The organism is Pseudoflavonifractor sp. MCC625, from assembly GCF_018784545.1.
Taxonomy (GTDB): domain Bacteria; phylum Bacillota; class Clostridia; order Oscillospirales; family Oscillospiraceae; genus Pseudoflavonifractor_A; species Pseudoflavonifractor_A gallinarum.
Genome location: NZ_WQOJ01000048.1, coordinates 145,554 through 168,647 on the forward strand (window position 1 = coordinate 145,554; position 23,094 = coordinate 168,647).

General features: G+C 64.1%; 21 protein-coding genes and 1 other annotated feature. Of the genes, 7 read left to right on the top strand and 14 right to left on the bottom strand.

From position 1 onward, the window contains the following. Positions 1-8 precede the first annotated feature (8 nt). The 3 genes from GPK94_RS15050 to GPK94_RS15060 all read right to left on the bottom strand — a co-directional run bounded on the left by GPK94_RS15050 (position 9) and on the right by GPK94_RS15060 (position 2,168). Complete coding sequence (locus GPK94_RS15050; RefSeq protein ID WP_193535793.1) at positions 9-929, bottom strand: RluA family pseudouridine synthase; 921 nt, start codon at positions 927-929, stop codon at positions 9-11. Continuing rightward, positions 904-1,395: a signal peptidase II gene (gene lspA, locus GPK94_RS15055; RefSeq protein ID WP_215656176.1), complete on the bottom strand. Its 492-nt coding sequence runs from the start codon at positions 1,393-1,395 to the stop codon at positions 904-906. The genes GPK94_RS15050 and lspA overlap by 26 nt, the downstream gene beginning before the upstream one ends. A 593-nt stretch (positions 1,396-1,988) precedes the next feature. Further along, positions 1,989-2,168, bottom strand: coding sequence for a hypothetical protein (locus GPK94_RS15060; RefSeq protein ID WP_145996845.1), 180 nt, complete (start codon positions 2,166-2,168; stop codon positions 1,989-1,991). 133 nt (positions 2,169-2,301) lie between these two features. Between GPK94_RS15060 and GPK94_RS15065 the strand changes: the two genes are divergently transcribed. Next, positions 2,302-2,481, top strand: a complete 180-nt coding sequence (locus tag GPK94_RS15065) for a hypothetical protein (protein WP_101692438.1) — start codon at positions 2,302-2,304, stop codon at positions 2,479-2,481. 65 nt (positions 2,482-2,546) lie between these two features. Here the strand turns inward: GPK94_RS15065 and ileS are convergent, their stop codons facing one another. The 11 genes from ileS to miaB all read right to left on the bottom strand — a co-directional run bounded on the left by ileS (position 2,547) and on the right by miaB (position 17,078). Continuing rightward, complete coding sequence (gene ileS, locus GPK94_RS15070) at positions 2,547-5,342, bottom strand: isoleucine--tRNA ligase (protein ID WP_215656177.1); 2,796 nt, start codon at positions 5,340-5,342, stop codon at positions 2,547-2,549. 91 nt (positions 5,343-5,433) lie between these two features. After that, positions 5,434-5,679 (bottom strand) — a binding site (T-box leader). A 52-nt stretch (positions 5,680-5,731) separates the two neighbouring features. Then, positions 5,732-6,496 (bottom strand): DivIVA domain-containing protein, encoded by a 765-nt coding sequence (locus tag GPK94_RS15075; RefSeq protein ID WP_193535783.1) that lies wholly within the window; start codon positions 6,494-6,496, stop codon positions 5,732-5,734. A 72-nt stretch (positions 6,497-6,568) separates the two neighbouring features. After that, positions 6,569-7,042, bottom strand: a complete 474-nt coding sequence (locus tag GPK94_RS15080) for a cell division protein SepF (protein WP_101692442.1) — start codon at positions 7,040-7,042, stop codon at positions 6,569-6,571. An 83-nt stretch (positions 7,043-7,125) separates the two neighbouring features. Further along, entirely contained in the window at positions 7,126-7,836 is a 711-nt protein-coding gene (locus GPK94_RS15085) for a YggS family pyridoxal phosphate-dependent enzyme (RefSeq protein WP_215656178.1), read from the bottom strand. Positions 7,837-7,871: 35 nt separating this feature from the next. After that, positions 7,872-9,164 (bottom strand): HlyD family efflux transporter periplasmic adaptor subunit, encoded by a 1,293-nt coding sequence (locus GPK94_RS15090; RefSeq protein ID WP_101692444.1) that lies wholly within the window; start codon positions 9,162-9,164, stop codon positions 7,872-7,874. A 44-nt stretch (positions 9,165-9,208) separates the two neighbouring features. Next, positions 9,209-9,460, bottom strand: a complete 252-nt coding sequence (gene hfq / locus GPK94_RS15095; protein WP_101692445.1) for an RNA chaperone Hfq — start codon at positions 9,458-9,460, stop codon at positions 9,209-9,211. 129 nt (positions 9,461-9,589) lie between these two features. Further along, positions 9,590-11,641, bottom strand: a complete 2,052-nt coding sequence (mutL, locus tag GPK94_RS15100; RefSeq protein WP_215656179.1) for a DNA mismatch repair endonuclease MutL — start codon at positions 11,639-11,641, stop codon at positions 9,590-9,592. Positions 11,642-11,687: 46 nt separating this feature from the next. Then, complete coding sequence (locus tag GPK94_RS15105; protein WP_215656180.1) at positions 11,688-12,386, bottom strand: type II CAAX endopeptidase family protein; 699 nt, start codon at positions 12,384-12,386, stop codon at positions 11,688-11,690. Positions 12,387-12,424: 38 nt separating this feature from the next. Further along, positions 12,425-15,022, bottom strand: a complete 2,598-nt coding sequence (gene mutS / locus GPK94_RS15110; protein WP_215656181.1) for a DNA mismatch repair protein MutS — start codon at positions 15,020-15,022, stop codon at positions 12,425-12,427. Positions 15,023-15,129: 107 nt separating this feature from the next. Next, a complete protein-coding gene (locus GPK94_RS15115) occupies positions 15,130-15,675 on the bottom strand; it encodes a transposase (RefSeq protein ID WP_215656182.1) in 546 nt (181 codons plus the stop codon). Next, on the bottom strand, positions 15,672-17,078 hold the full coding sequence (gene miaB, locus GPK94_RS15120) for a tRNA (N6-isopentenyl adenosine(37)-C2)-methylthiotransferase MiaB (RefSeq protein ID WP_215656183.1): 1,407 nt from the start codon (positions 17,076-17,078) through the stop codon (positions 15,672-15,674). The genes GPK94_RS15115 and miaB overlap by 4 nt, the downstream gene beginning before the upstream one ends. Positions 17,079-17,268: 190 nt before the next feature. On the opposite strand from miaB, the gene GPK94_RS15125 reads away from it, so the two are divergent. The 6 genes from GPK94_RS15125 (at position 17,269) to GPK94_RS15150 (ending at position 23,029) form a co-directional block, all read left to right on the top strand. After that, positions 17,269-18,336, top strand: coding sequence for an alanine racemase (locus GPK94_RS15125; RefSeq protein ID WP_193535769.1), 1,068 nt, complete (start codon positions 17,269-17,271; stop codon positions 18,334-18,336). A 30-nt stretch (positions 18,337-18,366) separates the two neighbouring features. After that, positions 18,367-18,810, top strand: coding sequence for a D-aminoacyl-tRNA deacylase (dtd, locus tag GPK94_RS15130; RefSeq protein ID WP_215656184.1), 444 nt, complete (start codon positions 18,367-18,369; stop codon positions 18,808-18,810). Positions 18,811-19,043: 233 nt separating this feature from the next. After that, positions 19,044-19,655, top strand: coding sequence for an MBL fold metallo-hydrolase (locus tag GPK94_RS15135; protein WP_215656185.1), 612 nt, complete (start codon positions 19,044-19,046; stop codon positions 19,653-19,655). A 39-nt stretch (positions 19,656-19,694) separates the two neighbouring features. Continuing rightward, positions 19,695-21,191 carry a coproporphyrinogen dehydrogenase HemZ gene (gene hemZ, locus GPK94_RS15140; RefSeq protein ID WP_215656186.1) on the top strand — a complete coding sequence of 499 codons (1,497 nt, stop codon included), beginning with the start codon at positions 19,695-19,697 and terminating at the stop codon, positions 21,189-21,191. 21 nt (positions 21,192-21,212) lie between these two features. Further along, entirely contained in the window at positions 21,213-22,160 is a 948-nt protein-coding gene (locus GPK94_RS15145; protein ID WP_215656187.1) for a nucleoside kinase, read from the top strand. Between the two features lie 44 nt (positions 22,161-22,204). Beyond that, complete coding sequence (locus GPK94_RS15150; protein WP_101692494.1) at positions 22,205-23,029, top strand: Mrp/NBP35 family ATP-binding protein; 825 nt, start codon at positions 22,205-22,207, stop codon at positions 23,027-23,029. Positions 23,030-23,094: the final 65 nt, after the last annotated feature.

Below are 23,094 nucleotides of genomic sequence, written 5' to 3' on the forward strand. Positions count from 1 at the left end.
TTCCCTTGTCAAGGCGCGGCACTCATCCGGCGCAGCTTGGCCAGCACGGCCTGAAACCAGTCGGGCAGGGGGCACTCCACCGTGATGCGCTCCCCGGTGCGGGGGTGGACGAAGGAGAGCCGCCGGGCGTGGAGACACTGGCCCGCCAGGCCGGGGTAGGGACGCTTGCTCCCGTACACCACGTCTCCCAGCAGGGGGTGGCCGATGGAGGCCATGTGTACCCGGATCTGGTGGGTGCGCCCGGTCTCCAGACGGCACTGGATGTAGGCGTATCCGCTCAGCCGCTCCAGCACGGTCCAGTGGGTGACGGCCTCCCGTCCCTCCGGGTCCACCGCCATGCGCTTGCGGTCCGTGCGGTGCCGGGCGATGGGTGCATTCACGGTGCCCTGGTCCTCCCGGAGGTTGCCCACGCAGATGGCCTCATACTCCCGGTAGAGGGAGTGGTCCTGGAGCTGTTCGGCCAGCCCCAGATGGGCAAAGTCGTTCTTGGCGGCGATGAGCAGGCCGGAGGTGTCCCGGTCGATGCGGTGCACGATGCCGGGCCGCAGCTCCCCGTTGATGCCCGAGAGGCTGTCGCCGCAGTGGTGGAGGAGGGCATTGACCAGCGTACCGTCCGGGTGGCCGGCGGCCGGGTGGACCACCATGCCAACGGGCTTGTTGACCACGATGACGTCGTCGTCCTCATACACCACGTCCAGCGGAATGTCCTGGGGTAGGATGTCCACCGGCTCTGGCTCCGGGAGGGAGAGGATCAGCGTATCCCCCTCGGTGAGCTTCTCATTCTTTTTCACGGGGGCGCCGTTTTTCCGCACCGCCCCCTCCTCCAGCAGCCGCTGGGCAGCGGAGCGGGTGAGGCCCTCCACCGTCCGGGCCAGGAAGCTGTCGGCCCGCTCGCCGGTCCGGTCAGCCCGCAGTTCCAGCGTCGTCATGGCCGCTCTCCTTTCCCTCCAGCTTCTCATAGAGGAAGAGATAGTAGGCGCAGAAGCCGATGCCCCCCAGCACCACGCAGATGTCGGCCACGTTAAAGACCGCGAAATTCATAAAGGTGGTCTCAAACATATCGGTGACAAAGTTGAAAAGGGCCCGGTCAATGAGGTTGCCCACCGCCCCGGCCAGCACCACCGCCACGCACACCCGGCCCAGCCGGGTCCGGGTGACCCAGCCCTTGACCAGCACCAGGACCAGCAGGACCGACACGACCAGCGAGAGCAGGGTGAGCATCCAGGTTTGCTCGGAAAACATGGAAAAGGCCGCCCCGGTGTTCTGCACATAGGTCAGATCCATCACATGGGGCAGGAAGGGGATGGACTCCCCCAGCGGGATGTTGGCCCGCACCAGATATTTGACCACCTGGTCGATGGCCACCAGGGCCGCAACAAGCACTGCATACAGCATGAAAAGGCTCCTTTGGAAGTTAGAATCGTTTTATTTTATCACGGTTCCGGCGGTGTGGCAACCGGGGGAACGTGCCTCCCCAGCGGGGGCATTCCTTGCGCTCGCCGCGCGGGCCGCCTGCCCGGCGGGGGCACCGCTTTCTTTTCCGTAAGAAAGCGGCGGGAAAGAACGGGCCGGGGGATGGTTCCCCCGGCGCCCCCTCAAAGTACGCCCCAACGGGCTGGGCTGAAAGTCTCAGCAATTGCAAAAGTCCGATGGGCCAAAGGCAATGGCGGCTGCCTATGAGGTGCCCGGTGAGCTTGTCAATAAACGGAAGCACTCTCTCCCGACGGCAGTCGAAGCCGGGGGCTTCCGCAAGCACCAGACCAAAACCTCTCTTCAGCGGCGGAAATCTTCCCCCGATATGGGTACGCACCTTTGCTGACGCGGTTCCCTCTGTTCCGCCGGGGGTGCACTGAGGGGGAGGTCCGGAGGGGGAAGCGTCCTCGTTCCCCCTCCGGCGTTTTCTTTCCCTCCTCTTTCTTTTTGAAAAGAAAGAGGAGTTCCCGCCGAACAGGCGCGCCGGTCCGGCGAAGGCACCAGCAAAAGGCTGATTATTCCTCCGGCTCCACGGGGATCTTGCCGTGCTCCTTCTCGTACTGCTCCAGATAGGTCTCCACCGCCAGGCAGAGCTGCATATTGATGGAGCGCTTGTCCTTTGCAGCTAACACCCGAATTTTTTGCATAGCCTCATGACCAAGGCGCAGAGAATAAGGTGCTTCCTGTACTCCCATCACAATCCCTCCTCTAGAGTGTATCTATTTGTATCTTTATGATATCATTTAGATTCATCCGTCTCAAAGAATCATATAGAGTTGACTAGAGTTATTAAGAGTGATATGATACGACCAGAAGGAGGGAGTATCCATGAACACCGTGAAAAAAGACCAGTGCATTTCCGTCCAGGTCCCCCCGGAACTCAAGGCCAAAGCCCGCGCCCTGTCCAAGCAGACCAACCGCTCCCTGTCCCGCTATGTCCGCCTGGTGCTGCGCAGCCATATCCGAGAATATGAATTGCTCTACGGCCCTGTCTCTACCGATCCGTGATAAAAGCCCGCTCCCGGAAGGCTCCGGGAGCGGGCTTTTTATAAAATCGGATTTTAAGGGGGAGATTAACCCTCCACCACGGCGGCGCAGCGGTCGCACAGCTCGGCGTGGTGACCCTCGGTCCCGATGGAATCACAGTGGTTCCAGCAGCGGGGGCACTTGGGGGCCTCAGAGAGCTTCACGGCGATGGTGCAGGGGATGAGGGACTCCTCGTTCCGCTCGCCCTCCACCGCCTCGGTGGTGACGGTGACCTTGGACACGATGCACAGGCTGGCCAGGTCCACGCCGGCCAGGAAAGCGGCGTCCGCCTCAGACACGGAGAGGGTGATCTCGGTGTCCTGGGCCTTCTTGAACACGCCGGCATTGCGGGCGTTCTCCAGGGCCTTGTTCACTGCGTCGCGCAGGCTGACCAGCTTCTCCCAGCGGGCCTTGGCAGCCTCGTCCAGGGCATAGGCGGCGTTATCGCCGGGCATCTCGTTGAAGAGAACGCTCTCGCCGTCCACGTCCTTGGCGTGCTTCATGGCGTGCCAGATCTCGTCGGAGGTGAAGGCCAGGATGGGGGCGATGAGCCGGGTCATGCCGTCCAGGATGCTGTACAGGGCGGTCTGGGCGGAGCGGCGCTCGGCCTCATTGCCGCAGTAGAGGCGGTCCTTGATGATATCCAGATAGAAGTTGGACATATCCACCACGCAGAAGTTGTAGACGGCGCGGTAGACAGCGTGGAACTCATAGCGGTCGTAGGCGGCACGCACGGTCTTGACCAGCTCGTTGAAGCGGTACAGAGCGTAGCGGTCCAGCTCCATCAGGTTCTCCACGGACACGGCATCGGTGTCGGGCTCGAAGTCGCAGAGGTTGCCCAGCATGTAGCGGGCGGTGTTGCGGATCTTCAGGTAGGCCTGGGAGAGCTGCTTCATGATGTCCTTGGAGATGCGCATGTCCTGGGTATAGTCGGCGCTGGCCACCCACAGGCGGAGCATGTCCGCACCGTAGTCCTTGATGACCTCCTCGGGGGCCACGGCGTTGCCCAGGGACTTGTGCATGGCTCTGCCCTCGCCGTCCACGGTCCAGCCGTGGGTGATGATCTGCTTATAGGGGGCCACGCCCTTGGCGGCGATGGAGGTCAGCATGGAGGACTGGAACCAGCCGCGGTACTGATCGCCGCCCTCCAGGTAGACGTCGGCGGGGAAGTGGAGGTAGGGACGCTCATCCAGCACGGCAGCGTGGGTGGAGCCGGAGTCGAACCACACGTCCATGATGTCGCTCTCCTTGGAGAAATGGGTCTTGCCGCACTTGGGGCAGACAAATCCCTCGGGCACCAGCTCGTCGGCGGTCTTGTCAAACCAGATGTTGGAGCCGTGCTCCCGGAAGAGAGCGGAGATGTGGGCGATGGTCTCGGGGGTGACGATGTCGGCGCCGCACTCATCGCAGTAGAAGATGGGGATGGGCACGCCCCACACGCGCTGGCGGCTGATGCACCAGTCGTTGCGCTCGGTGATCATGCTGGTCATGCGGTCCTTGCCCCAGTCAGGCTTCCACTGGATGGAGTCGCAAGCCTGGACGGCGGCGTCCTTGATGGCGTCCACGGAGCAGAACCACTGCTCGGTGGCACGGTAGATGATGGGGTTCTTGCAGCGCCAGCAGTGGGGATAGGAGTGGGTGATGTTCTCCTTGGCGACCAGGAAGCCCTCCTTCTCCAGGTCCTCCACCACCATGTCGTTGCCCTTGGCGTAGAACTGGCCATTGTAGCGCTCGTCGGTCATGACACCCTTGGCGTTGACGGGAACGGGCACGCCGATGTGGGTGAGGCCGGCCTTGTCGTACTGCTGGCAGATCTGGAAGTCCTCGGCGCCGAAGCCGGGGGCGGTGTGGACGCAGCCGGAGCCGGCGTCCAGAGTGACGTGCTCGCCGTTGAGGATGACGCTCTCCCGGTCAAAGAGGGGGTGCTTGGCGGTCATCAGCTCAAACTCGCTGCCCTTCAGAGTCGCCAGGACCTGGCAGGCCTCAAAGTCGATGTGGGCGGCCTTGCAGACGCTCTCAGCCAGATCCTTGGCCAGGACGTACACGTCTCCACCCGGCACCTGGAGGAGGACATAGTCAAACTCGGCATTCAGGCAGATGGCAAAGTTGCCGGGGATGGTCCAGGGGGTGGTGGTCCAGATCACGAAGTAGACCTTGGAGAGGTCGGCGTACTGGCCCAGCTTGCCCTTGTCGTCCTGGACGGGGAATTTTACGAAGATGGTGGTACAGGGGTCGTCGGCGTACTCGATCTCGGCCTCGGCCAGAGCGGTCTGGTCGGCGGGGCACCAGTAGACCGGCTTCATGCCCTTGTAGATGTAGCCCTTCTCGGCCATCTTACCGAAGATCTCCACCTGCTTGGCCTCAAACTCGGGCTTGAGGGTCAGGTAGGGATTCTCCCACTCGCCCAGCACGCCCAGGCGCTTGAACTGCTCCCGCTGCTTGTCCACGAAGTCCAGGGCGTACTCCTTGCACTTCTCCCGGAACTCGGAGGTGGTGAGCTCATCCCGCTTGATCTTCTTGTTCTTGAGGATGGCAGACTCGATGGGCAGACCGTGGGTGTCCCAGCCGGGCACATAGGGGGCGCAGTAGCCGGTCATGTTGCGGTGCTTGACGATGATGTCCTTGAGGATCTTGTTGAGGGCGGTGCCGATGTGGATGTTGCCGTTGGCGTAGGGAGGGCCGTCGTGGAGCACGAAGGTGGGCTTGCCCTCGTTCTTCTTCATCAGCTTGTGGTAGAGGTCGTGGTCATACATCTCCTGGAGCATGTCCGGCTCCCGCTTGGGCAGGCCCGCCCGCATGGGGAAGTCGGTCTGGGGCAGGTGAACGGTCTGGTTGTAATCCATGGGTTGGTTCTCCTTTTATACTCAGATTTGATTGGTCAGTTCTCTCCCGGGCGGTCCGCAGACAGCAAAAAACGCCTTTGTCTCCTGAACTTCAAGAGACAAAGGCGTTTTGAACCTCTGCGGTACCACTCTTCTTGCCGCGCAATGCGGCCCCTCGGTCCCACGGGCGCAATACCCCCATGGGCGGGCGGATAACGGCCGCCGGCCGTCCCCGCTTACTGTCCTTCAGCGGGCCGCTCCGAGGTGATCTTCCCGCCGTACCGCTCTCCGCCTTGCACCAAACGGCGGCTCTCTGGGCAGCAAATACGGCGCTACTGGTCCTCATCTGCGCGTTTTTCCTATAAAGCGTTACTATCTTATCCGCTTTTCCCGGTTCTGTCAAGAGGGGCTCACTTGATTTCGTAGTCCTTGCCGAACTGGAGATTGGAAAAGTCGATGCGCCGGGTGGGGGCGGTGTCGTCCTCCTCGCTCTCGCTGGGGGCGGGCGCGGGGGTCTCGATGGGCTGACGGATGGGGCGCTTGTGGCGCTCCCCCTCGGCGGGGTTCATGTTCAGCTCCATGAGCTCAGCGTACAGGCCGCCGTCCTGCTTGTCCTCCACGGGCACCTCGATGGTGATTTTCTCCTCCTCGCGGACGGATTCCTCCACCGCGTGCTCGATGGCCTGGGCGGTCTCGCTCACCGGGTCGGCCTTGGGCGCGGCGGCCGTGAGCTTGCTCAGTCCGTTGAGGTAGTCCATCTCGTGCTGATAGAGCTCCTTGAGCTTGCCCACATACTCGGCGGTGGCCTGGCGGGCGGCGCTCAGCCGGGCCTCCTCATTGGCCAGCTCCTGCTGGAGCTGGATGCGGCGGACCTTGGCGTCGGCCTCCACATTCTGGAGCAGCTCGTTCTTCTTGGCCTCGGCCTCGGCCACCATCTCATCGGCCATCCGCTGGGCGGTGAGCAGGGCCTTGCGCATGGCGTCCTCGGTGGAGCGGTATTCCTCCACCTTTTCCACCAGGACCTTCATCTTGCTCTTGAGCACGGCGTTTTCCTTATAGAGCGCGGTATAGTCCTCGGTGAGCACGTCCAGGAACTCGTCCACCATGGCCATGTTGTAACCTCCGAACGAAGCCTTTGCAAAGGCGTGCTCGGAGACTTCCTGAGGCGTCATCATAATTCCAATACCCCATTTCTCTTATTGCTTCTCTACATGTTCCGGGGCTGTCCCCGGCGGCCCGCTCTCCGCTTAGAAGTAGAGGCCGTTGTTTTCCAGCTCGTCGATCAGATCGCCCAGAATGTCCACATTGTACGGGGTGATGATGTAGGTGGACAGGGCGACCTTCTTGATCTTGCCCTCGTTGGCGTAGGCCACGCCGGAGAGGAAGTCCAGCAGTCGCCGGGCAATCTCCTTGTTGGTCTGCTCCAGATTGAGCACCACCGTACGCTTCTCCCGCAGGTGGTCGGCGATCTCGGCGGCATTCTCAAACCGGTCGGGCTTGACCAGCACCACCTGGAGCTGGGTGGTGGTGTGGATGTTGACCACCTTGTTGCTGCGCCGCTCCGGCTCCAGGTTGAACGAGGCGCTCTCCTTCTTGGGGGCGGACTTGCGCTCGCTGAAGTCGTTCCGGCTGGTATCTTCAAAGTCGTCCTCGTAGCCGTCCATGTCCTCTTCATCCTCATAGGGACGGGCCAGACGCTTCAAATCATCGATAAATCCCATGTTTGTTCCCTCCTGCATGGCAATACGTTGGGGCTGTCCGGACCGCGGACCGGTCCGGCAGGAGGCCTGTGCCTCCATCCGGTTTACCCGGGCTGTCCCATGGGCGGCCGGGGCCCGAAGAGGGCCGTCCCCACCCGGACCAGCGTGGCGCCTTCCCGCACCGCGTCCTCATAGTCGCGGCTCATACCCATGGAAAGGCAGTCGATAACAGATTTATTATCGTCCATTTTTTCCTTTATGTCAACAAAAAGCTGGCGCATTTGGGCAAAAAACGGGCGGTTTTCCCCCTCATTCTGTGCCACAGGCGGAATGGCCATCAGACCGCGCAGGCGCACATGGGGCAGCTCAGCCGCCCGGGCAGCCAGAGCGGGCAGCTCCCCCACACTCACGCCGCTCTTGCTCTCCTCGCCGCCCACGTTGACCTCCAGCAAAATATCCTGCACCACGCCCACCTTGGCGGCCTGCTGCTCGATGGCCTCCAGCAGACGCTGGGAGCCCACCGACTCGATGAGGTCCACACGGCCCACCACAAACTTGACCTTATTGGTCTGAAGATGGCCGATGAAATGGAGCTTGGCCCCCTCATAGGCGTTGTCGGCCAGATGGGCGGTCATCTCCTGCACCCGGTTCTCTCCGCACACCTTCACGCCGGCGGCGATGGCCTCCCGGATGGTCTCGGAGGTCTGGACCTTGGTGGCAGCCACCAGGGTGATCTCACTCGGGTCCCGCCCCACTTCTCGGGCCGCGGCGGCAATGTTCTCCTCTACCTGCCGGATCTTTTCTGCCAATGACATCACAAGCACCTCTGTTTCTCTCTGGTTTGAACGGATCAGCGCACTACTTTTCCGTCAAACAGGTCTTTTCCTGTCACAATGATCTCATCTCCGGAGCGCAGGGCCTTCTTATCGGTCCCCGGTACGCCGGTGGTCACCGGCGTCACCACGCAGTAGCCCTCCCGCTGGTCCACCACGGTCACTTCCTTGAACTCGGCCTGTACGCCCACGATGGCATAGACGCCGGTGACCTGGCGCACCGTGGTCTCTCCGGTCTCCTCATTGGTCTCGCTGCGCTCCTCCGTACGGATGGCCTGGGTGGGCACCCGGATGCCGCTCTTGCTGCGGAACACCAGGTCCACCGTCTGCTTGCGCAGCAGGGTAGTGTCCGCCAGGAAGCGGTCGGTGGAGAGGATCACGGTCATCCGTCCGCCCTGGGGCGGACCGAGGCGCTCCACCTCCATGTCCACCGAGCCCGACCAGTCCCGGGAAAAGCGGACAGTGATGTCCTTTCCCTCGGTCAGGTTGGCAGCCTCCTCCTCCGAGAGGGCGCAGACAAAATACCAGGTGGAGCTGGTGATGAGCTTTCCCACCGCAGTGGTGTCCTGCTGGGGCGTCTGGGCGCTTAGCTTGTCCAAATCTGCAGGAGTCAGGTTTTCCAGTCCGTCCGGGGTCAGGAGGGTCTCAAAGCCATCCACCATGCCAGAGAAGGTCCCCGACTGGCTGACCGTGACGCGGGTGGTGTCCTGACTGGACTGGGACTGAAGGGCGCTGATCTGGGCATTGAGCTCCTGGATGCGGTTTTGCATCTCGGCTACGGTGGTGCCCCCCTCTTCCTCCGTGCCGAAGGCGTCGGCCCGCTGGTAGATCAGACTCTTGAGCTCCAGCGTCTGGTCCTCCAGGCGGGTAAAGTCCTCGGAGGCCACCGAGGAGCGCAGGGTGGTAATGGCATCGATGATTTCCCCGCTCAGCCGGGCGTTGTCCCCGGCGTCGGCACTCTGGGTCAGGGCATACTGGAGCTGATCCCGCTCATTTTCCAGGGCCAGCAGGGTGTTGCGCCGCTCGGCAGCCTCGGCGCTGCCATAGAGCACCGCCACAGTCTGCCCCCGTGCCACCTTTTCTCCCTCGTTGAAGAGCTGGTCCACCACGGCTCCGTTCCCCTGGATAACCTGCTCCTCCCGCACCAGGAAGCCGGTGGCCTCCATGGCGTCGTCCACCGTGCAGGCATAGGCCGTGGCGGTGGTAAAGGGGTCGTTCATGCTGTCCCAGACATATACGCCCAGGTAGATGAGCAGGGCCGCAAAGAGCACCAGCATCAGGATTCGGTTGAGGAGGGGTCCCTGTTTCATGTCGTTCCTTTCTTCCCGCGCCGGAAGCCCGCCCGCTCAGGATCTTACCCCTCCGGCTCCTCCGCGGAGAGGGGCGTGGGGCGCAGATCCACCGGACGTTCCGGGATAATGGTGGAAATGGCGTGTTTATAGATGATCTGCTGCTTGCCCTCGCTGTGGACCACCACCACAAAGGCGTCAAACCCGGCGATCTGTCCCCGGATCTGATAGCCGTTCATGAGGAATACCGTCACATTGGCGCGGGTGCTCCGGGCCCGGAGCAGAAACAGTTCCTGAAGATTGTTGGTCTTTTGCATCACAGTGCACTCCTTTTCTATCTAGGGCCTGTCCTAAGACGGCCGTCGGAATGCCACTATAATACCCAATTATTGGAAGTCTCGCCTGCGAAATCGGTCGACCGGGGGAGATTTTTTGTTCCCGGTCCCTCAGGCCCGCTTGAACTGCTTTTCCAGTTGGCCCCGGGTGAGCTCAATGGCCACCGGGCGCCCGTGGGGGCAGTATTTCACCGCTCCGCTCAGGACAGCTTTGGCCACCCGCTCCAGCTCGTGGGGATCGTTCTTCTGCCCGCCCTTGATGGCGGCCTTGCAGGCCATGGTGTGCATCACGCCGTCCCGGGCGGCGGCCGGGTCGGCCCGCCCGGTGGAAAGCAGCCTGCCCGCCAGCTCGGAGAGGGTGGATTCAATATCTCCTGCGTCCACATAGTCGGGACACTGGCGCACGATGAGTCCGCCGCCGCCGAAATCCTCCACCTCAAAGCCGAAGTCGGCCAGGAGCTGCTGGTTCTGGAGCAGCACCGCGCCCTCCTCGGCGGGGGGCGTAAAGACCACCGGCGTCAGCAGCATCTGGCACATGGGCGTATAGCCCGCCGCCTTGAGCCGGTCAAAGTGCATCCGCTCATGGGCGGCGTGTTTGTCGATGAGCAGCACTCGCTCCCCCTGTTCCACGATGATATAGGTGTGGAAGATCTCCCCGGCCAGCCGCCAGGGCTCCGGCTCGGGCTCCTCCGCCACAGGGGGAAGGACCTCCGGCGCGGCGGGCGCAGTTTCGGCCTTGGCTTCTGGCTCCGGATGGGTCGGAGTCGGGGAAACCGGCCGCTCATTCATAGGGGCGGATTCCTCCCGCTCCGGGACCGCGGGGGCCGGGCGGGGGCTGGGGGCCGCGGGGGCGGTGTGCGCCTCCGGTTCTGTCCGGGCCACAGGGGCGGATGCCGGTTTCACCGGGGTGCTGACCGGGGCTGGTGCGGCCGGGGTGCGGGGCGCCGTGTAATCGTGCAGAGGCAGACGCTCCCCCGGCAAGGGGGCGGTACGGATCCGCTCCAGGGCCGAGAGACCCGGCCGGACCGGGTGCCGGCGCTCCGGAGCGCCCTCCGCCACGCCCTGGCTCGTCAGGGCGCGATACTGCTGGGCCGTCATGGTCTGGAACTTGGTCTGGTTGGGGGTGACGCTGTCGTGGGCCCGGGGCCGCTCCAGCACGGCGGTGGGGCGGGTCTGATCCTGCTCCAGGGCGGCCCGCACGGCGTAGTATACCGCGTCAAAGACCTTGCGCTCGCTGCCGAACTTGACCTCCTGCTTGGTGGGATGGACGTTCACGTCCACCGCGTTCAGCTTGGTGGTCAGGTGGAGGACACACCCCGGGAACTTGCCCACCATCTTCTGGTTGGCATAGGCCTCCTCCAGGGCAGCCATCATGGTGCGGGATTTCACATAGCGTCCGTTGACAAAGAAGTGCTGGTATCCCCGGGTGCCCCGGCAGCAGGTGGGGAGGGAGGTGAAGCCGTTCACCGTCATCTCCTCCCCGGAGCCGGTGACGCTCCGCAGGCCCAGGGCCATCTCCCGCCCCAGGACGGCGTAGACCGCGCTCTTGAGCTGCCCGTCGCCGGGGGTGAGGAGCTCCTGCCGGCCGTCCCGCAGGAAGCGGATGCTCACCTCCGGGTGGGAGAGGGCCTGCCGCTGCACGGCGGCAAAGACGGCCGCCCCCTCCGCCGAGTCCTTCTTCATAAATTTCAGCCGGGCGGGGGTGTTGTAGAAGAGGTCGCGCACCACCATCGTGGTGCCCTGGGGACAGCCGGCCTCCTCTCGGGAGACCACCACGCCCCCCTCCAGCTCTACGGAAACCCCTATGCTCTCCTCCGCCGTCCGGGTGAGCAGGTCCACCCGGGAGACCGCCGCAATGGCGGCCAGAGCCTCCCCCCGGAAGCCCAGGGTGCCGATGGCCTCCAGGTCGTATTCGCTCCGGATCTTGCTGGTGGCATGGCGCAGGAAGGCGGTCTCGGCCTCCTCCGCGGCGATGCCGCAGCCGTTGTCCGTGACCCGGATGAGGGTCATGCCGCCGTGCTGGATCTCCACCGTGACGGCAGTGGCCCCGGCGTCGATGGCGTTTTCCACCAGTTCCTTGACCACCGAGGCCGGCCGCTCCACCACCTCGCCGGCGGCGATGAGGTCGGCCACATGGGGGTCCAGAGGTTGGATATGAGGCATAGGGATTCACCAGACTTTCTGAATGAGAGATAAGGCGGACAGGTGCTCAGCCCGCCACGATGCGCAGCAGGGTCAGTCCATTGATGGCCATATGCAGCAGCACCGCGCTCCACAGGGAGCCGCCCCGCTCATAGCACCAGGCCAGAAGGATTCCCGCAGGCAGGTACTGCACCGCCAGGAGCAGATAGCGCATGTCCATCCTTCCGTAAGAGAACACAAACTGCCACACGCAGTACAGGGCGAAGAGTCCCATCGAGAGCAGGTAGGCCGCTCCCCGGCTGTACCGCCGGACGCCCCCGAAGAGCAGTCCCCGGAAGAGCAGCTCCTCCACGATGGGCATGAGAACCACCACGATCATTCCGGTGGCGCCGGGGGAGAGGAGATACTCCAGGGCATAGCCGCTCTCGTTTGGGTTGCGCACGGGCAGGGGAATCTGCCGGACCAGAACATCCAGCGCGATCCAGGCCACCAGAGCGGCGGCTATGGACTTCAGATTCTTGCCCGGACAGGAGAACAGACGGTCCAGGTTCCGCTTCCACAGGCCGGAAAAGAGTACAAAGCCCAGCAGCACGGAAATGAGATAGTAGACCACGTTGGACTCCGCCACCGGGAGCTCCTCCCAGGCATTGCGCTGCACCCAGGCCATGAGGAAGGGGAAGAGGGCCACATAGAGGACCGACAGCGCCCCGCCCCGGAGCCATTCCCCCGGGCTGAGCTTCTCCTGCCAGATGGGGATTGGATTCATCTGTCATCCCTCCTTTTGCCGGGACCGCCCTCCGGCGGTCAGAGTTTCTGCTTGAGTTCGTAGATCAGATTCATAGCCTCGATGGGGGTGAGGGTGTTCACATCCACCCGGCGCAGCCGCTCGGCCACCTCCCCGGCCCCCAGGTCCAGGAGGCTCATCTGGCTCTCCCCGGACGGAGCCGGTGCGGCAGGGGCAGACACGCCGCCCTGTTCCAGCTCGCTGAGGATCTCCCGGGCCCGGCGGATGACCCGGTCGGGGACCCCTGCCAGCTTGGCCACCTCGATGCCATAGCTCTGGTCGGCGCCGCCCCGGACGATCTTGCGCAGGAAGAGGATATCGTCCTTCTTCTTTTTGGCGGCGATGTTATAGTTCTTCACCCCGGGGATCTGCCCCTCCAGCACCGTGATCTCGTGATAGTGGGTGGCAAAGAGGGTCTTGGCCCCCAGCCGCTTGCGGTCGGCGCAGTACTCCAGCACCGCCCGGGCGATGGACATGCCGTCATAGGTGCTGGTGCCCCGGCCGATCTCGTCCAGGATGAGAAGGCTCTTGCTGGTGGCGTTTTTCAGGAGCTCGGCCACCTCGCTCATCTCCACCATGAAGGTGGACTGGCCCGCGCTCAGATCGTCGCTGGCCCCGATGCGGGTAAAGACCCGGTCCACGATGCCGATGCGGGCGTACCGGGCGGGTACAAAGGAGCCCATCTGGGCCATGAGCACAATGAGGGCCACCTGCCGCATATAGGTGGATTTGCCCGCCATGTTGGGACCGGTCAGGATGGCCACCGTGTTCTCGCCGGCGTCCATCCGGGTATCATTGGGGACGAAGAGTCCCCCCTTGAGCATCTGCTCCACCACCGGATGGCGGCCCTCGGTGATTTCAATCACGTCGGAGAGATCCACCTCCGGCCGGCAATAGCCCCGGTCGGCGGCCACGGCCGCAAAGGAGGTGAGCACATCCACCTGGGCCACGGCGGCGGCCGAACGCTGGATGTCTCCCACCCGCCGGGCGGTCTCCTCCCGGATGGCACAGAAGAGCTCGTACTCCAGGGCGGTGATCCGGTCCTGAGCCGTGAGGATGGAGTGCTCCAGATCCTTGAGCTCCTGGGTGATGTACCGCTCGCAGTTGACCAGGGTCTGCTTGCGGATATAGGTCTCGGGCACCTGATCGTAGTAGGACTTGGAGACCTCGATATAGTAGCCGAACACCTTGTTGTAGCCCACCTTCAGGCTCTTGATGCCGGTTTTTTCCTTCTCCCGGGCCTCCACGGCGGCCACCATGTCCTTGCCGTGGACCAGGATGTCCCGCAGGCGGTCCACCTCCGGGTCGTAGCCGTCCCGGATGAAGCCGCCCTCCCGGACCGAGAAGGGGGGATCGTCCTGGATGCCCCGGCCAATGAGCTCCCGCAGGTCGGAGAGGTCGTCCAGCTCCTCCCGCAGGGACTGGAGCAGGGGCGAGGACAGCCCCTCCAGCAGATCCCGCAGATGAGGGAGCCTGCCCAGGCCGCCCGAGAGGGCCACCAGATCCCGTCCGCCGGCAGTGCCGTAGACGATGCGCCCGATGAGCCGCTCCAGATCGGTGATCTCCCGCAGGCAGAGGATGATCTCCTCCCGGGCAATGGGGTCGTTCACCAGGGCCTCCACCGCGCCCAGGCGGCGGTGGATGGCGGCGGGAGAGAGGAGGGGCCGCTCCATCCACGTGCGGATGAGGCGGCGGCCCATGGCGGTGCGGGTCTTGTCCAGCACCCAGAGGAGGGAGCCCTTCTTCTCCTTGGCGCGCAGGGTCTCGGTGAGCTCCAGATTCCGCCGGGCGGTGAGATCCAGCTCCATGAACTGCCCGGAGGTGAAGTAGGTGAGGGTGGAGAGGTGGGAGAGGTCGGTCTTCTGGGTCTCATAGAGGTAGGAGAGCAATCCTCCCACCGCCTGGACCGCGTGGCTGTCCCCCTCAGGCAGGGCGCTCACCCCGCTCTGGAACTGCTTTTTCACGGCAGCCCCCGCCGTTTCGGGGCGGTAGCGCTCCTCCCCGCCGTTCTCACAGCGGCACTCCAGCTTGTCCCGCAGGAAGGCCCCCAGGGCCTCGTTTCGGCTGGCCCCCTCGGAGAGGAGGGCCTCCCGGGGGGAGAAGCGGCCCAGCTCATTCTGAAGGTGCTCCAGGGCGTCCCCGCCGTGGAAGGAGGTCACTGAGATCTCTCCGGTGGAGATGTCACAGAAGCACAGCCCGGCCCCTCGCTCGTCCAGATAGATGGAACAGATGAAGTTGTTGCGCCCCTCGTCCAGCATGGAGGAGGCGATGACCGTACCCGGGGTGATGATGCGGATGATGTCCCGGTCCACCAGCCCTTTGGCGGTGGCCGGGTCCTCCATCTGCTCGCAGATGGCCACCTTGTACCCCTTGGCGATGAGCCGGGCGATGTAGGCGTCCGCGCTGTGGTAGGGCACGCCGCACATGGGGGTGCGCTCTCCCTCCGGCTTGCTCCGGTCCCGGCTGGTGAGGGTCAGCTCCAGCTCCTTCGACACCAGCTTGGCGTCCTCATTGAACATCTCATAGAAGTCCCCCAGACGGAAAAAGAGGATACAGTCCGGGTGGTCCTCCTTCATAGCGATGTACTGGCGCATCATGGGGGTGGTGTCTGCTGGCATGGTCAAGGCTCCTTTTCTTCTGTGGTGTATCTCAGGGCTGGCAGATGGGGCGGCCCAGGAGGCCCGACCCTACCAATTTTGTGTAGGCGGCGTCCCCGACGCCCCTGCTAAGGCGTTCCTTCCCGGTAATAGCGGTCCAATTCCCACTGTTTGGGATTGTTGTCAATATAGGTCCAGATACGGGAAAAATCATTCTCGTCGCGGATGATGTGATCATAGTAACTGCGCTGCCAGAGCTGCCGCCCGCAGGCGCGGTTGGTCAGGCGTTTCAGCGTAGAGATGAGGGCAGGAATCTTTTGGTTTGCCCGGTTCGGGCGGTCCGGGAGGCCCGCCCCTACCAATTTTTGCGTAGGGGGCGGCGTCCCCGACGCCCCTGCTCCGGCATCCTCGATCAAAACGAGCAGATGCACATGATTGGGCATAATGGCATAGTGTACCAAATGCATCCAGGGGTAATATCGTTCCAGCTCGTGGAGCTGATGTTCCACGCTTTCTCCCAGCGGGGTCAGCCGGACCGACGGCGCGTGAAAGGTGTGAGAATACGGGATGGACACCAGCGTGGGCTCCCTGTGCAGCGTACAGAACGTCAGGAAATACGCCCCATTCTTGCTGTAGTCCCAGCCTTCCAGCCGCGGGTCCTTTCGGGTGCTCATTCCCCCACTTCGCCGAACAGGGACCACTTGTTGGCCCCGGTGATGGCCACGTCCACAAAGCGCCCGATGAGGGACTCCTCCCCGGTGAGGCGGACCAGCCGGTTGCCCGGGGTGCGGGCGGTGAGGCCCTTCTCGTCCTTCCCGTCCACCAGGCAGCGGACGGTCTTGCCGATATAGGCCGCGTGCTTCTCCTCAGAGATCTGATCCTGCCGGTCCACCAGACGCTGGAAGTTCCGGAGCTTCTCCTCCCGGGACATGTGGTCGGGCATGCTGGCCGCAGGGGTACCCACCCGGGGGGAGTAGATAAAGGTGAAGAGGGCGTCAAAGCGGACCTCCTCGATGAGGCTCAGGGTCTCCTCAAACTCCTCGGTGGTCTCCCCGGGGAAGCCCACGATCACGTCGGAGGTGATGACCACATCGGGGATCTGCTCCCGCAGGCGGCGGACCTTATCCAGGTATCCCGCCCGGTCGTACACCCGGTTCATGGCCTTGAGGATGCGGTTGCTTCCGGCCTGGAAGGGGAGGTGGAAGCAGGGGGCGATCTTCTCGGAGGAGGCCATGGTCTCAAAGAGTTTCTGAGAGGCGTCCTTGGGATGGCTGGTCATAAAGCGCAGCAGGAAGTCGCCGGGGATCCCGGCGGCTTCTTTCAGCAGATCGGCAAAGTCCATGGGCTCGTCCAGGTCCTTGCCGTAGGAGTTGACGTTCTGGCCCAGCAGGGTGATGTCCTTGTAGCCCTCGGCCACCAGGCCCCGGATCTCCTCCAGAATGACCTGGGGACGGCGGCTGCGCTCCCGGCCACGGACATAGGGGACGATGCAGTAGGTGCAGAAGTTGTTGCACCCGTACATGATGGAGACCCAGGCCTTCACGCCGCCCTGGCGCACCACCGGGATGCCCTCGGCGATGGAACCGGCCTCGTCGGTGTGCTCAAAGACCCGCTTTCCGGTGGCCCGGAAGCGCCACAGCAGCTCCGGGAAGCGCCACAGGGCGTGGGGTCCAAAGAGGAGGTCCACCTGGCGGTAGGACTCCCGCACCTTTTTGGCCACATGCTCCTCCTGGGCCATGCAGCCGCACAGGCAGATGATCTGGTTGGGGTTGGCCCGCTTGGTGTGGGTGAGGGCCCCCACGTTGCCCAGCACGCGCTGCTCGGCGTGCTCCCGGATGGCGCAGGTGTTCACCAGCACCAGGTCGGCCTTGTGCTCGTCATCGGTAAAGCCGTAGCCCATCTCGCTCAGGTAGCCCCGCAGACGCTCGGAGTCGGCCTCGTTCTGCTGGCAGCCATAGGTGTCCACCATGGCCAGAGGGGTGTGGTCCATCTGGGCGTTCATGGCGTGGATCTTCATGCAGTAGTCCATCTGCACCGCGATCTGCTCGGCGGTGATCTGTGTCGTCTCTCGCTTCAAGTCGGTTCCTCCGCTTTCTGTTTGTCCAAAGGGTATTATCAAGAAATTGTACCACTTTCCCGGGCAAAACACAAGGTTTCCCTCCCGCTTCCGCCCTGCTTTTCATTGACGATAGGTAGGGGAGGCGTTATAATGAAAGTTAACCTGTCCCCTGCGGGGGAACATGACCGAGACAAGCGAGGCGAGGGCTGTGAAAACACTGGTTTTGGAGAAAAAAGCCCTGAAACACAATATTGCCGTGGTGAAAGAGCGGGCGGGCAGCGCCGCCATCTACGGGGTCCTCACCGGGGACGGCGGCGGCGCGGGCACCGCGGAGCTGGCCCGCTTTCTCCGGGAGGAGGGCGTCCGCCGCTTTGCCGTGTCCGAGCCGGAGGAGGCCGAGGCCGTGCGCAAGGCCGGTCTGGTGGATGAGGAGATTCTCATGCTCCGCGCCACCACCGACCGGGAGGAGCTGGACCGCCTGCTGGACCTGAATGTGGTGTGCACCGTGGGCTCGGTGGACACCGGCCTCGCCCTCAACAGCGCGGCGGAGGCCCGCTCCACCGTGGCCGAGGCCCACATCCAGGTGGATACCGGTCTGGGCTTCGGCGGCTTCCTGGCCGGGGAGCCGGAGAAGATCGTGAACATCTACCGGAATCTGCCCAACGTGGCCCTCTCGGGCATCTATACCCAGGTCCACTCCATCCATGCCGACGGGCACAACGCCGCCGAGCAGCTCAAGCAGTTCCACCGGGTGGTGGAGGCGGTACACCAGGCCGGCTTTGAGACCGGGATCGTCCACGCCGCCGGCTCCTACGCCCTGATGCACTACGACTTTGCCCGGATGGACGCGGTGCGGGCCGGGTCGGTCCTGCTGGGCCGCTGCCGCCGCCGGCGGGGAGACGGCCTGCTCCGGGTGGGCTATGGCGAGGCCGGCATTGAGGAGACCCGCTGGGTCCCCAAGGACTACACCGTGGGCAACGAGTCCACCGTCCGTCTCCACCGCCCCACCCGGATCGCCGTGATCCCGGTGGGCTATCAGAACGGCTTCGGGGTCTCCCGGGGGCGGGATGCAGGACTCCTTGCCACCCTGCGCCGCTGGTGGCGGGCCCGCCACATCACCGTGCGGGTCAACGGGCAGAAGGCCCGAGTCCTGGGCCGCATCGGTGCCATCGAGACCCTGGTGGACGTGACCGACCTCAAGTGCTCAGCCGGCGATCTGGTCTACTTTGACATCGACCCCATGTATGCCCGGGGCATGAAGCGGGAATACCGGTAGCTTTATACGATACAGATAAAGGATGATAGTATGCGCGCAGTTGTGACACGAGTGAAAAACGCCTCCGTCGAGATCGACGGCCGGGTCAACGGCTCCATCGGCCAGGGCTTCCTGGTCCTGCTGGGTGTGGGCCCTAACGACACGGAGGCCCAGGCCGTCAAGATGGCCGATAAGGTCTGCGGCCTGCGGGTCTTTGAGGACGAGAACGGCAAGATGAACCGCAATCTGGAGGCGGTGGGGGGAAGCCTTCTGGTGGTCTCCCAGTTTACCCTCTACGCCGACACCAAGAGCCGCCGGCCCGGCTTCACCGGGGCCGCCAAGCCCGACATCGCCGTTCCTCTCTACGAGAAGTTCATGGCCGAGTGCGAAGGCAGAGGGTTTCACGTGGAACATGGCGAATTCGGCGCCGACATGCAGGTCTTTTCCCAGAACGACGGCCCCGTCACTATTCTCTTTGACACCGACCACATGTGAGTGTTCCGGCGCCGAACCCCGCGCCCTTTGGCGCGTTCCAAGCGTTTTGGCCCCGCCAAAACCTTGATGCCGGGCGGATTCACTCCGCCCGCGCAGTTCAAAAGAACGGGGTCCCCGCAGGGCCTGCCCTGTGGGGCCGCCGACATGCAGGTGTTTTCTCAAAACGACGGCCCCGTCACCATTCTCTTTGACACCGACCACATGTAATACGATCTCTGACTGAGGTGATTTCCATGGTAATCAAAACCATTTTGCTCCCCGCCGTGTCCACCAACTGCTATCTGGTGGCCGATGAGGCCAGCAAGCGCTGCGCCATCGTCGATCCCGGCGACCCCGATCCCCGCATTCTGTCCACCGTCCGTGCGGAGGGGTGGGAGGTGCAGTGCATCCTCCTGACCCACGCCCACTACGACCACACCATGGGCGTGCCCGCCCTGCGGCAGGAGCTGCCCGGCGTGCCCGTCTACGTCCACCCCGGCGACGCGGAGATGCCCAAGCCCTTTTTCCGCATCGAGGAGATGGGGGAGCTGACCTTCTACCAGGACGGAGACCACGTACAGGTGGGCGGGGTGGACCTGGAGGTCCTCCACACCCCCGGCCACACCCAGGGCTCGGTGGTCCTGCGGGCGGGGGACACCCTGCTCACCGGCGACACCCTCTTCAAGGGCTCCATGGGCCGCACCGACCTGCCCGGGGGAAGCTATGACGCGATGCGCGCCTCCCTCCGCCGCCTGGGCGGACTGGAGGGGGACCTGACCGTCCTGCCCGGCCACATGGACCCCTCCACCCTGGACCATGAGCGCAAATACAACTACTATCTGAAGGAGGCGATGAAGGAAGACTGACTCTGTTTCCCGGGAAACAAAGTCCCTTCCGTCCCTCTTATGCATCTGACCTTACAAGGACATGACTACCGATATGCCGCCGAGCAGATGATGCTCACCCTCTTTCCGGAGGAGCGGCCCGACTATACCCCTGCCCCTGAGGGGGCAAACGCGGTTCTCCTCACCCTTACCCCTCAGGGGGACACCCTGCACGCCCGGGCCGTCTTGCGCTGGCAGGGGAAGGAGACAGTGGGGGAGGACTCCGCCCCGGTCCCCGGTGGGGAAGATCCCCTGGTCCGGGACCGGGTGTGCCAGCGTATCCTGAAGCTGGCCTTCTACCGGGCCGGGGTGGCCGCCCTGGGCCACGAGCCCCCCTGGGGGGCCCTCACCGGCGTGCGCCCCGTCAAGATCCCCACCCGCGCCATGGAGCGGGGAGCCACGCCCCAAGAGGCCGAGCGGGAGCTGCGGGAGACCTACCGGGTCTCCCCGGGCCGGGCCGCCCTGGCCCTGGACTGCGCCCAGGCCAGCCTGCGGGCCAAGCAGAGCCTGCGGGAGGACGAGGTATCCCTCTACATTGGCATCCCCTTCTGTCCCACCCGGTGCGCCTATTGTTCCTTTGTCTCGGCCGACGTGGGCCGGACCCTCAAGCTCCTCTCGCCCTTTCTGGAGGTCCTCCTCCAGGAGGTGGACGCCACGGCGGAGGAGCTGCGCCGGGCCGGGTACGCCGTGCGCTCCCTCTACGTGGGGGGCGGCACCCCCACCACCCTGAGCGCCCCTCAGCTAGATCTGCTGCTGGGTCGGGTGGAGGAGCGCTTTGACCTCTCCCGCTGTACCGAGTATACGGTGGAGGCCGGGCGGCCCGACACCATCACCGCGGAAAAGCTCGCCGTCCTGCGCCGCCGGGGGGTACAGCGGGTGTCGGTCAATCCTCAGACCATGCAGGACGCCGTCCTCGCCGCCATGGGGCGGGCCCACACCGCCGCCGACATCCTGCGCTCCTTTGAGCTGGTGCGCGCCTCGGGCATCCCCTGCGTGAACATGGACCTCATCGCCGGACTGCCCCAGGATACGCCGGAGGGCTTCCGCGCCTCCCTGGACCAGGTCCTGGCGCTGGATCCGGAGAATGTGACCGTCCACACTCTGGCCCTCAAGAAGGGCTCCCGCCTGATGGGGGACGGCACGGGGGAGAGCCCCGTTCTCCCCACGGCGGAGGATGTGGACGCCATGCTCTCCTACGCGTGGGAGACCCTGCGCGCCCATGGGCAGGTGCCCTACTACCTCTACCGGCAGAAATACATGTCCGGCTCCTTTGAAAATGTGGGCTGGGCCAAGCCGGGCTGGGAAAGTCTCTACAATATCTGCATGATGGAGGAGCTCCACACCATACTATCTCTTGGAGGGGGCGGCGTGACCAAGCTGGTCCACCCCCGCACCGGGCGCATCGAGCGCATCGCCAATCCGAAATATCCCCACGAGTACGTGGACAGTCTGGAAAAGCTTCTGCGCGGCAAACATCAGGCCGCCGACTTCCTGCTCCAACTGCGTCAGGGGGAGTGATCCCCCCGGAAAGGAGGCTTTATGGCCTATTCCCTCACGGAGATTCGGACGCGCACCCGACACGATCCCGCCGCCTTTCTGGCCGAGTGTGACGAGGCCTACCAGGAACGCATCCGCCACGCGGCCGACGTCATCGTCCAGCGCATGGAGAAGAGCCCCATCGTGCTCCTCTCCGGCCCGTCGGGCTCCGGCAAGACCACCTCCGCCCTCAAGCTGGAGGAGGAGCTGGAGCACCGGGGTGTGAACACCCACACGGTCTCGCTGGATAATTACTTTCACCCCCCCAGCCATCCCGCCGCGCCCCGCACCCCGGAGGGGGACATCGACTTTGAATCTCCCCAGCTGCTGGACATGGCCCTGCTAGACGAGACCTTCACCTGCCTCTCCCGGGGGGAGGAGGTCACCATCCCCCGGTTTGAGTTCTCCCGCCAGATGCGCAACGACGCCAAGGGCTGGCCCCTCCACCTCCGGGACAACGAGGTGGCCATCTTTGAGGGCATCCACGCGTTGAACGACGACATCGCCGGGCGCCACCCGGAGGCCACCGCCCTCTATGTCTCAGCCCGCTCCAACGTGCTGGAGGACGGGGCGGTCCGCTTCAAGGGCACCTGGATGCGCATTACCCGCCGGGCCGTGCGGGACTGCAACTTCCGGGGCACCGACCTCACCGACACCCTGTCCATGTGGCACAACGTCCGCCGGGGAGAGAAGCGGTATATTTCCCCCTACAAGGGCCGGGCCCACATCGTGGTGGACTCCTCGCTGCCCTATGAGGCGGCGGTCTTCGCCAATTACGCCGCCCCGCTGGCCCAGGCTCTGGAGAGTCTGCCCCCCAGCAATCCCCGCTGGAAGGAGCTCCACGACCTGCTGGATGCTTTCCGGTGGTTTGAGCCCATCGACCCTGCGCTGGTCCCGCCCAGCTCCCTCATCCGGGAGTTTATCGGCGGCGGGACCTACCGATACAAGTGATCCCCATTTACCTGGAGAAATACAAGAAAGAAGGAACATGACCCATGTCTGAATGCACCCACAACTGCTCCTCCTGCGGCGAGAGCTGCTCGGAGCGCACCAGTCCCCAGAGCTTCCAGGTCCCGTCCCATGAGCTCTCCCACGTCAAGAAGGTCATCGCCGTGGTCAGCGGAAAGGGCGGCGTCGGCAAGAGCCTGGTGACCTCCTCTCTAGCCTGCGCCATGGCCGGCCTGGGCAAGAAGGTCGGCATCCTGGACGCCGACATCACCGGCCCCTCCATTCCCAAGGCCTTCGGCATCCACACCCGGGCCGCGGGCAGCGAGCTGGGCATCTACCCCGAGACCTCCAAGGGCGGGGTGGAGGTGATGAGCCTCAACCTCCTCACCGAGAATGAGACCGACCCCGTCATCTGGCGCGGTCCGGTCATTGCCGGCACTGTCAAGCAGTTCTGGACCGATGTCATCTGGGGCGAGCTGGACTATCTCTTCGTGGATATGCCTCCCGGAACCGGTGACGTGCCCCTGACTGTGTTCCAGTCCCTCCCTGTGGACGGGATCATCATGGTCACCTCTCCCCAGGATCTGGTGAGCATGATCGTCACCAAGGCCGTCAAGATGGCCGAGATGATGCACATCCCCGTGCTGGGCCTGGTGGAGAACTACAGCTACTTCCAGTGCCCCGACTGCGGCAAGCAGCACGCCATCTTCGGCGAGAGCCACATCGACGCCGTGGCCACCGAGCACGGCCTGAAGGTGCTGGCCCGTCTGCCCATCGATCCCAAGCTGGCCGCCGCCTGCGACCAGGGCGAGATCGAGTCCTTCCAGCCCAACTACCTCTCCGAGGTGGCCGGGATGCTCACCCAGATGTAAAAGCCCCTCTTTTTCAAGAAAAGCCGCGGCCCGCGATCGTATGATCGCGGGCCGCGGTTCTATTT

Bases quoted from the DNA above. Each gene is read 5' to 3' on its own strand.
- GPK94_RS15050 (WP_193535793.1), bottom strand. From the start codon at position 929: ATGACGACGCTGGAACTGCGGGCTGACCGGACCGGCGAGCGGGCCGAC.
- lspA (WP_215656176.1), bottom strand. From the start codon at position 1,395: ATGCTGTATGCAGTGCTTGTTGCGGCCCTGGTGGCCATCGACCAGGTG.
- GPK94_RS15060 (WP_145996845.1), bottom strand. From the start codon at position 2,168: ATGGGAGTACAGGAAGCACCTTATTCTCTGCGCCTTGGTCATGAGGCT.
- GPK94_RS15065 (WP_101692438.1), top strand. From the start codon at position 2,302: ATGAACACCGTGAAAAAAGACCAGTGCATTTCCGTCCAGGTCCCCCCG.
- ileS (WP_215656177.1), bottom strand. From the start codon at position 5,342: ATGGATTACAACCAGACCGTTCACCTGCCCCAGACCGACTTCCCCATG.
- GPK94_RS15075 (WP_193535783.1), bottom strand. From the start codon at position 6,496: ATGATGACGCCTCAGGAAGTCTCCGAGCACGCCTTTGCAAAGGCTTCG.
- GPK94_RS15080 (WP_101692442.1), bottom strand. From the start codon at position 7,042: ATGGGATTTATCGATGATTTGAAGCGTCTGGCCCGTCCCTATGAGGAT.
- GPK94_RS15085 (WP_215656178.1), bottom strand. From the start codon at position 7,836: ATGTCATTGGCAGAAAAGATCCGGCAGGTAGAGGAGAACATTGCCGCC.
- GPK94_RS15090 (WP_101692444.1), bottom strand. From the start codon at position 9,164: ATGAAACAGGGACCCCTCCTCAACCGAATCCTGATGCTGGTGCTCTTT.
- hfq (WP_101692445.1), bottom strand. From the start codon at position 9,460: ATGCAAAAGACCAACAATCTTCAGGAACTGTTTCTGCTCCGGGCCCGG.
- mutL (WP_215656179.1), bottom strand. From the start codon at position 11,641: ATGCCTCATATCCAACCTCTGGACCCCCATGTGGCCGACCTCATCGCC.
- GPK94_RS15105 (WP_215656180.1), bottom strand. From the start codon at position 12,386: ATGAATCCAATCCCCATCTGGCAGGAGAAGCTCAGCCCGGGGGAATGG.
- mutS (WP_215656181.1), bottom strand. From the start codon at position 15,022: ATGCCAGCAGACACCACCCCCATGATGCGCCAGTACATCGCTATGAAG.
- GPK94_RS15115 (WP_215656182.1), bottom strand. From the start codon at position 15,675: ATGAGCACCCGAAAGGACCCGCGGCTGGAAGGCTGGGACTACAGCAAG.
- dtd (WP_215656184.1), top strand. From the start codon at position 18,367: ATGCGCGCAGTTGTGACACGAGTGAAAAACGCCTCCGTCGAGATCGAC.
- GPK94_RS15135 (WP_215656185.1), top strand. From the start codon at position 19,044: ATGGTAATCAAAACCATTTTGCTCCCCGCCGTGTCCACCAACTGCTAT.
- hemZ (WP_215656186.1), top strand. From the start codon at position 19,695: ATGCATCTGACCTTACAAGGACATGACTACCGATATGCCGCCGAGCAG.
- GPK94_RS15145 (WP_215656187.1), top strand. From the start codon at position 21,213: ATGGCCTATTCCCTCACGGAGATTCGGACGCGCACCCGACACGATCCC.
- GPK94_RS15150 (WP_101692494.1), top strand. From the start codon at position 22,205: ATGTCTGAATGCACCCACAACTGCTCCTCCTGCGGCGAGAGCTGCTCG.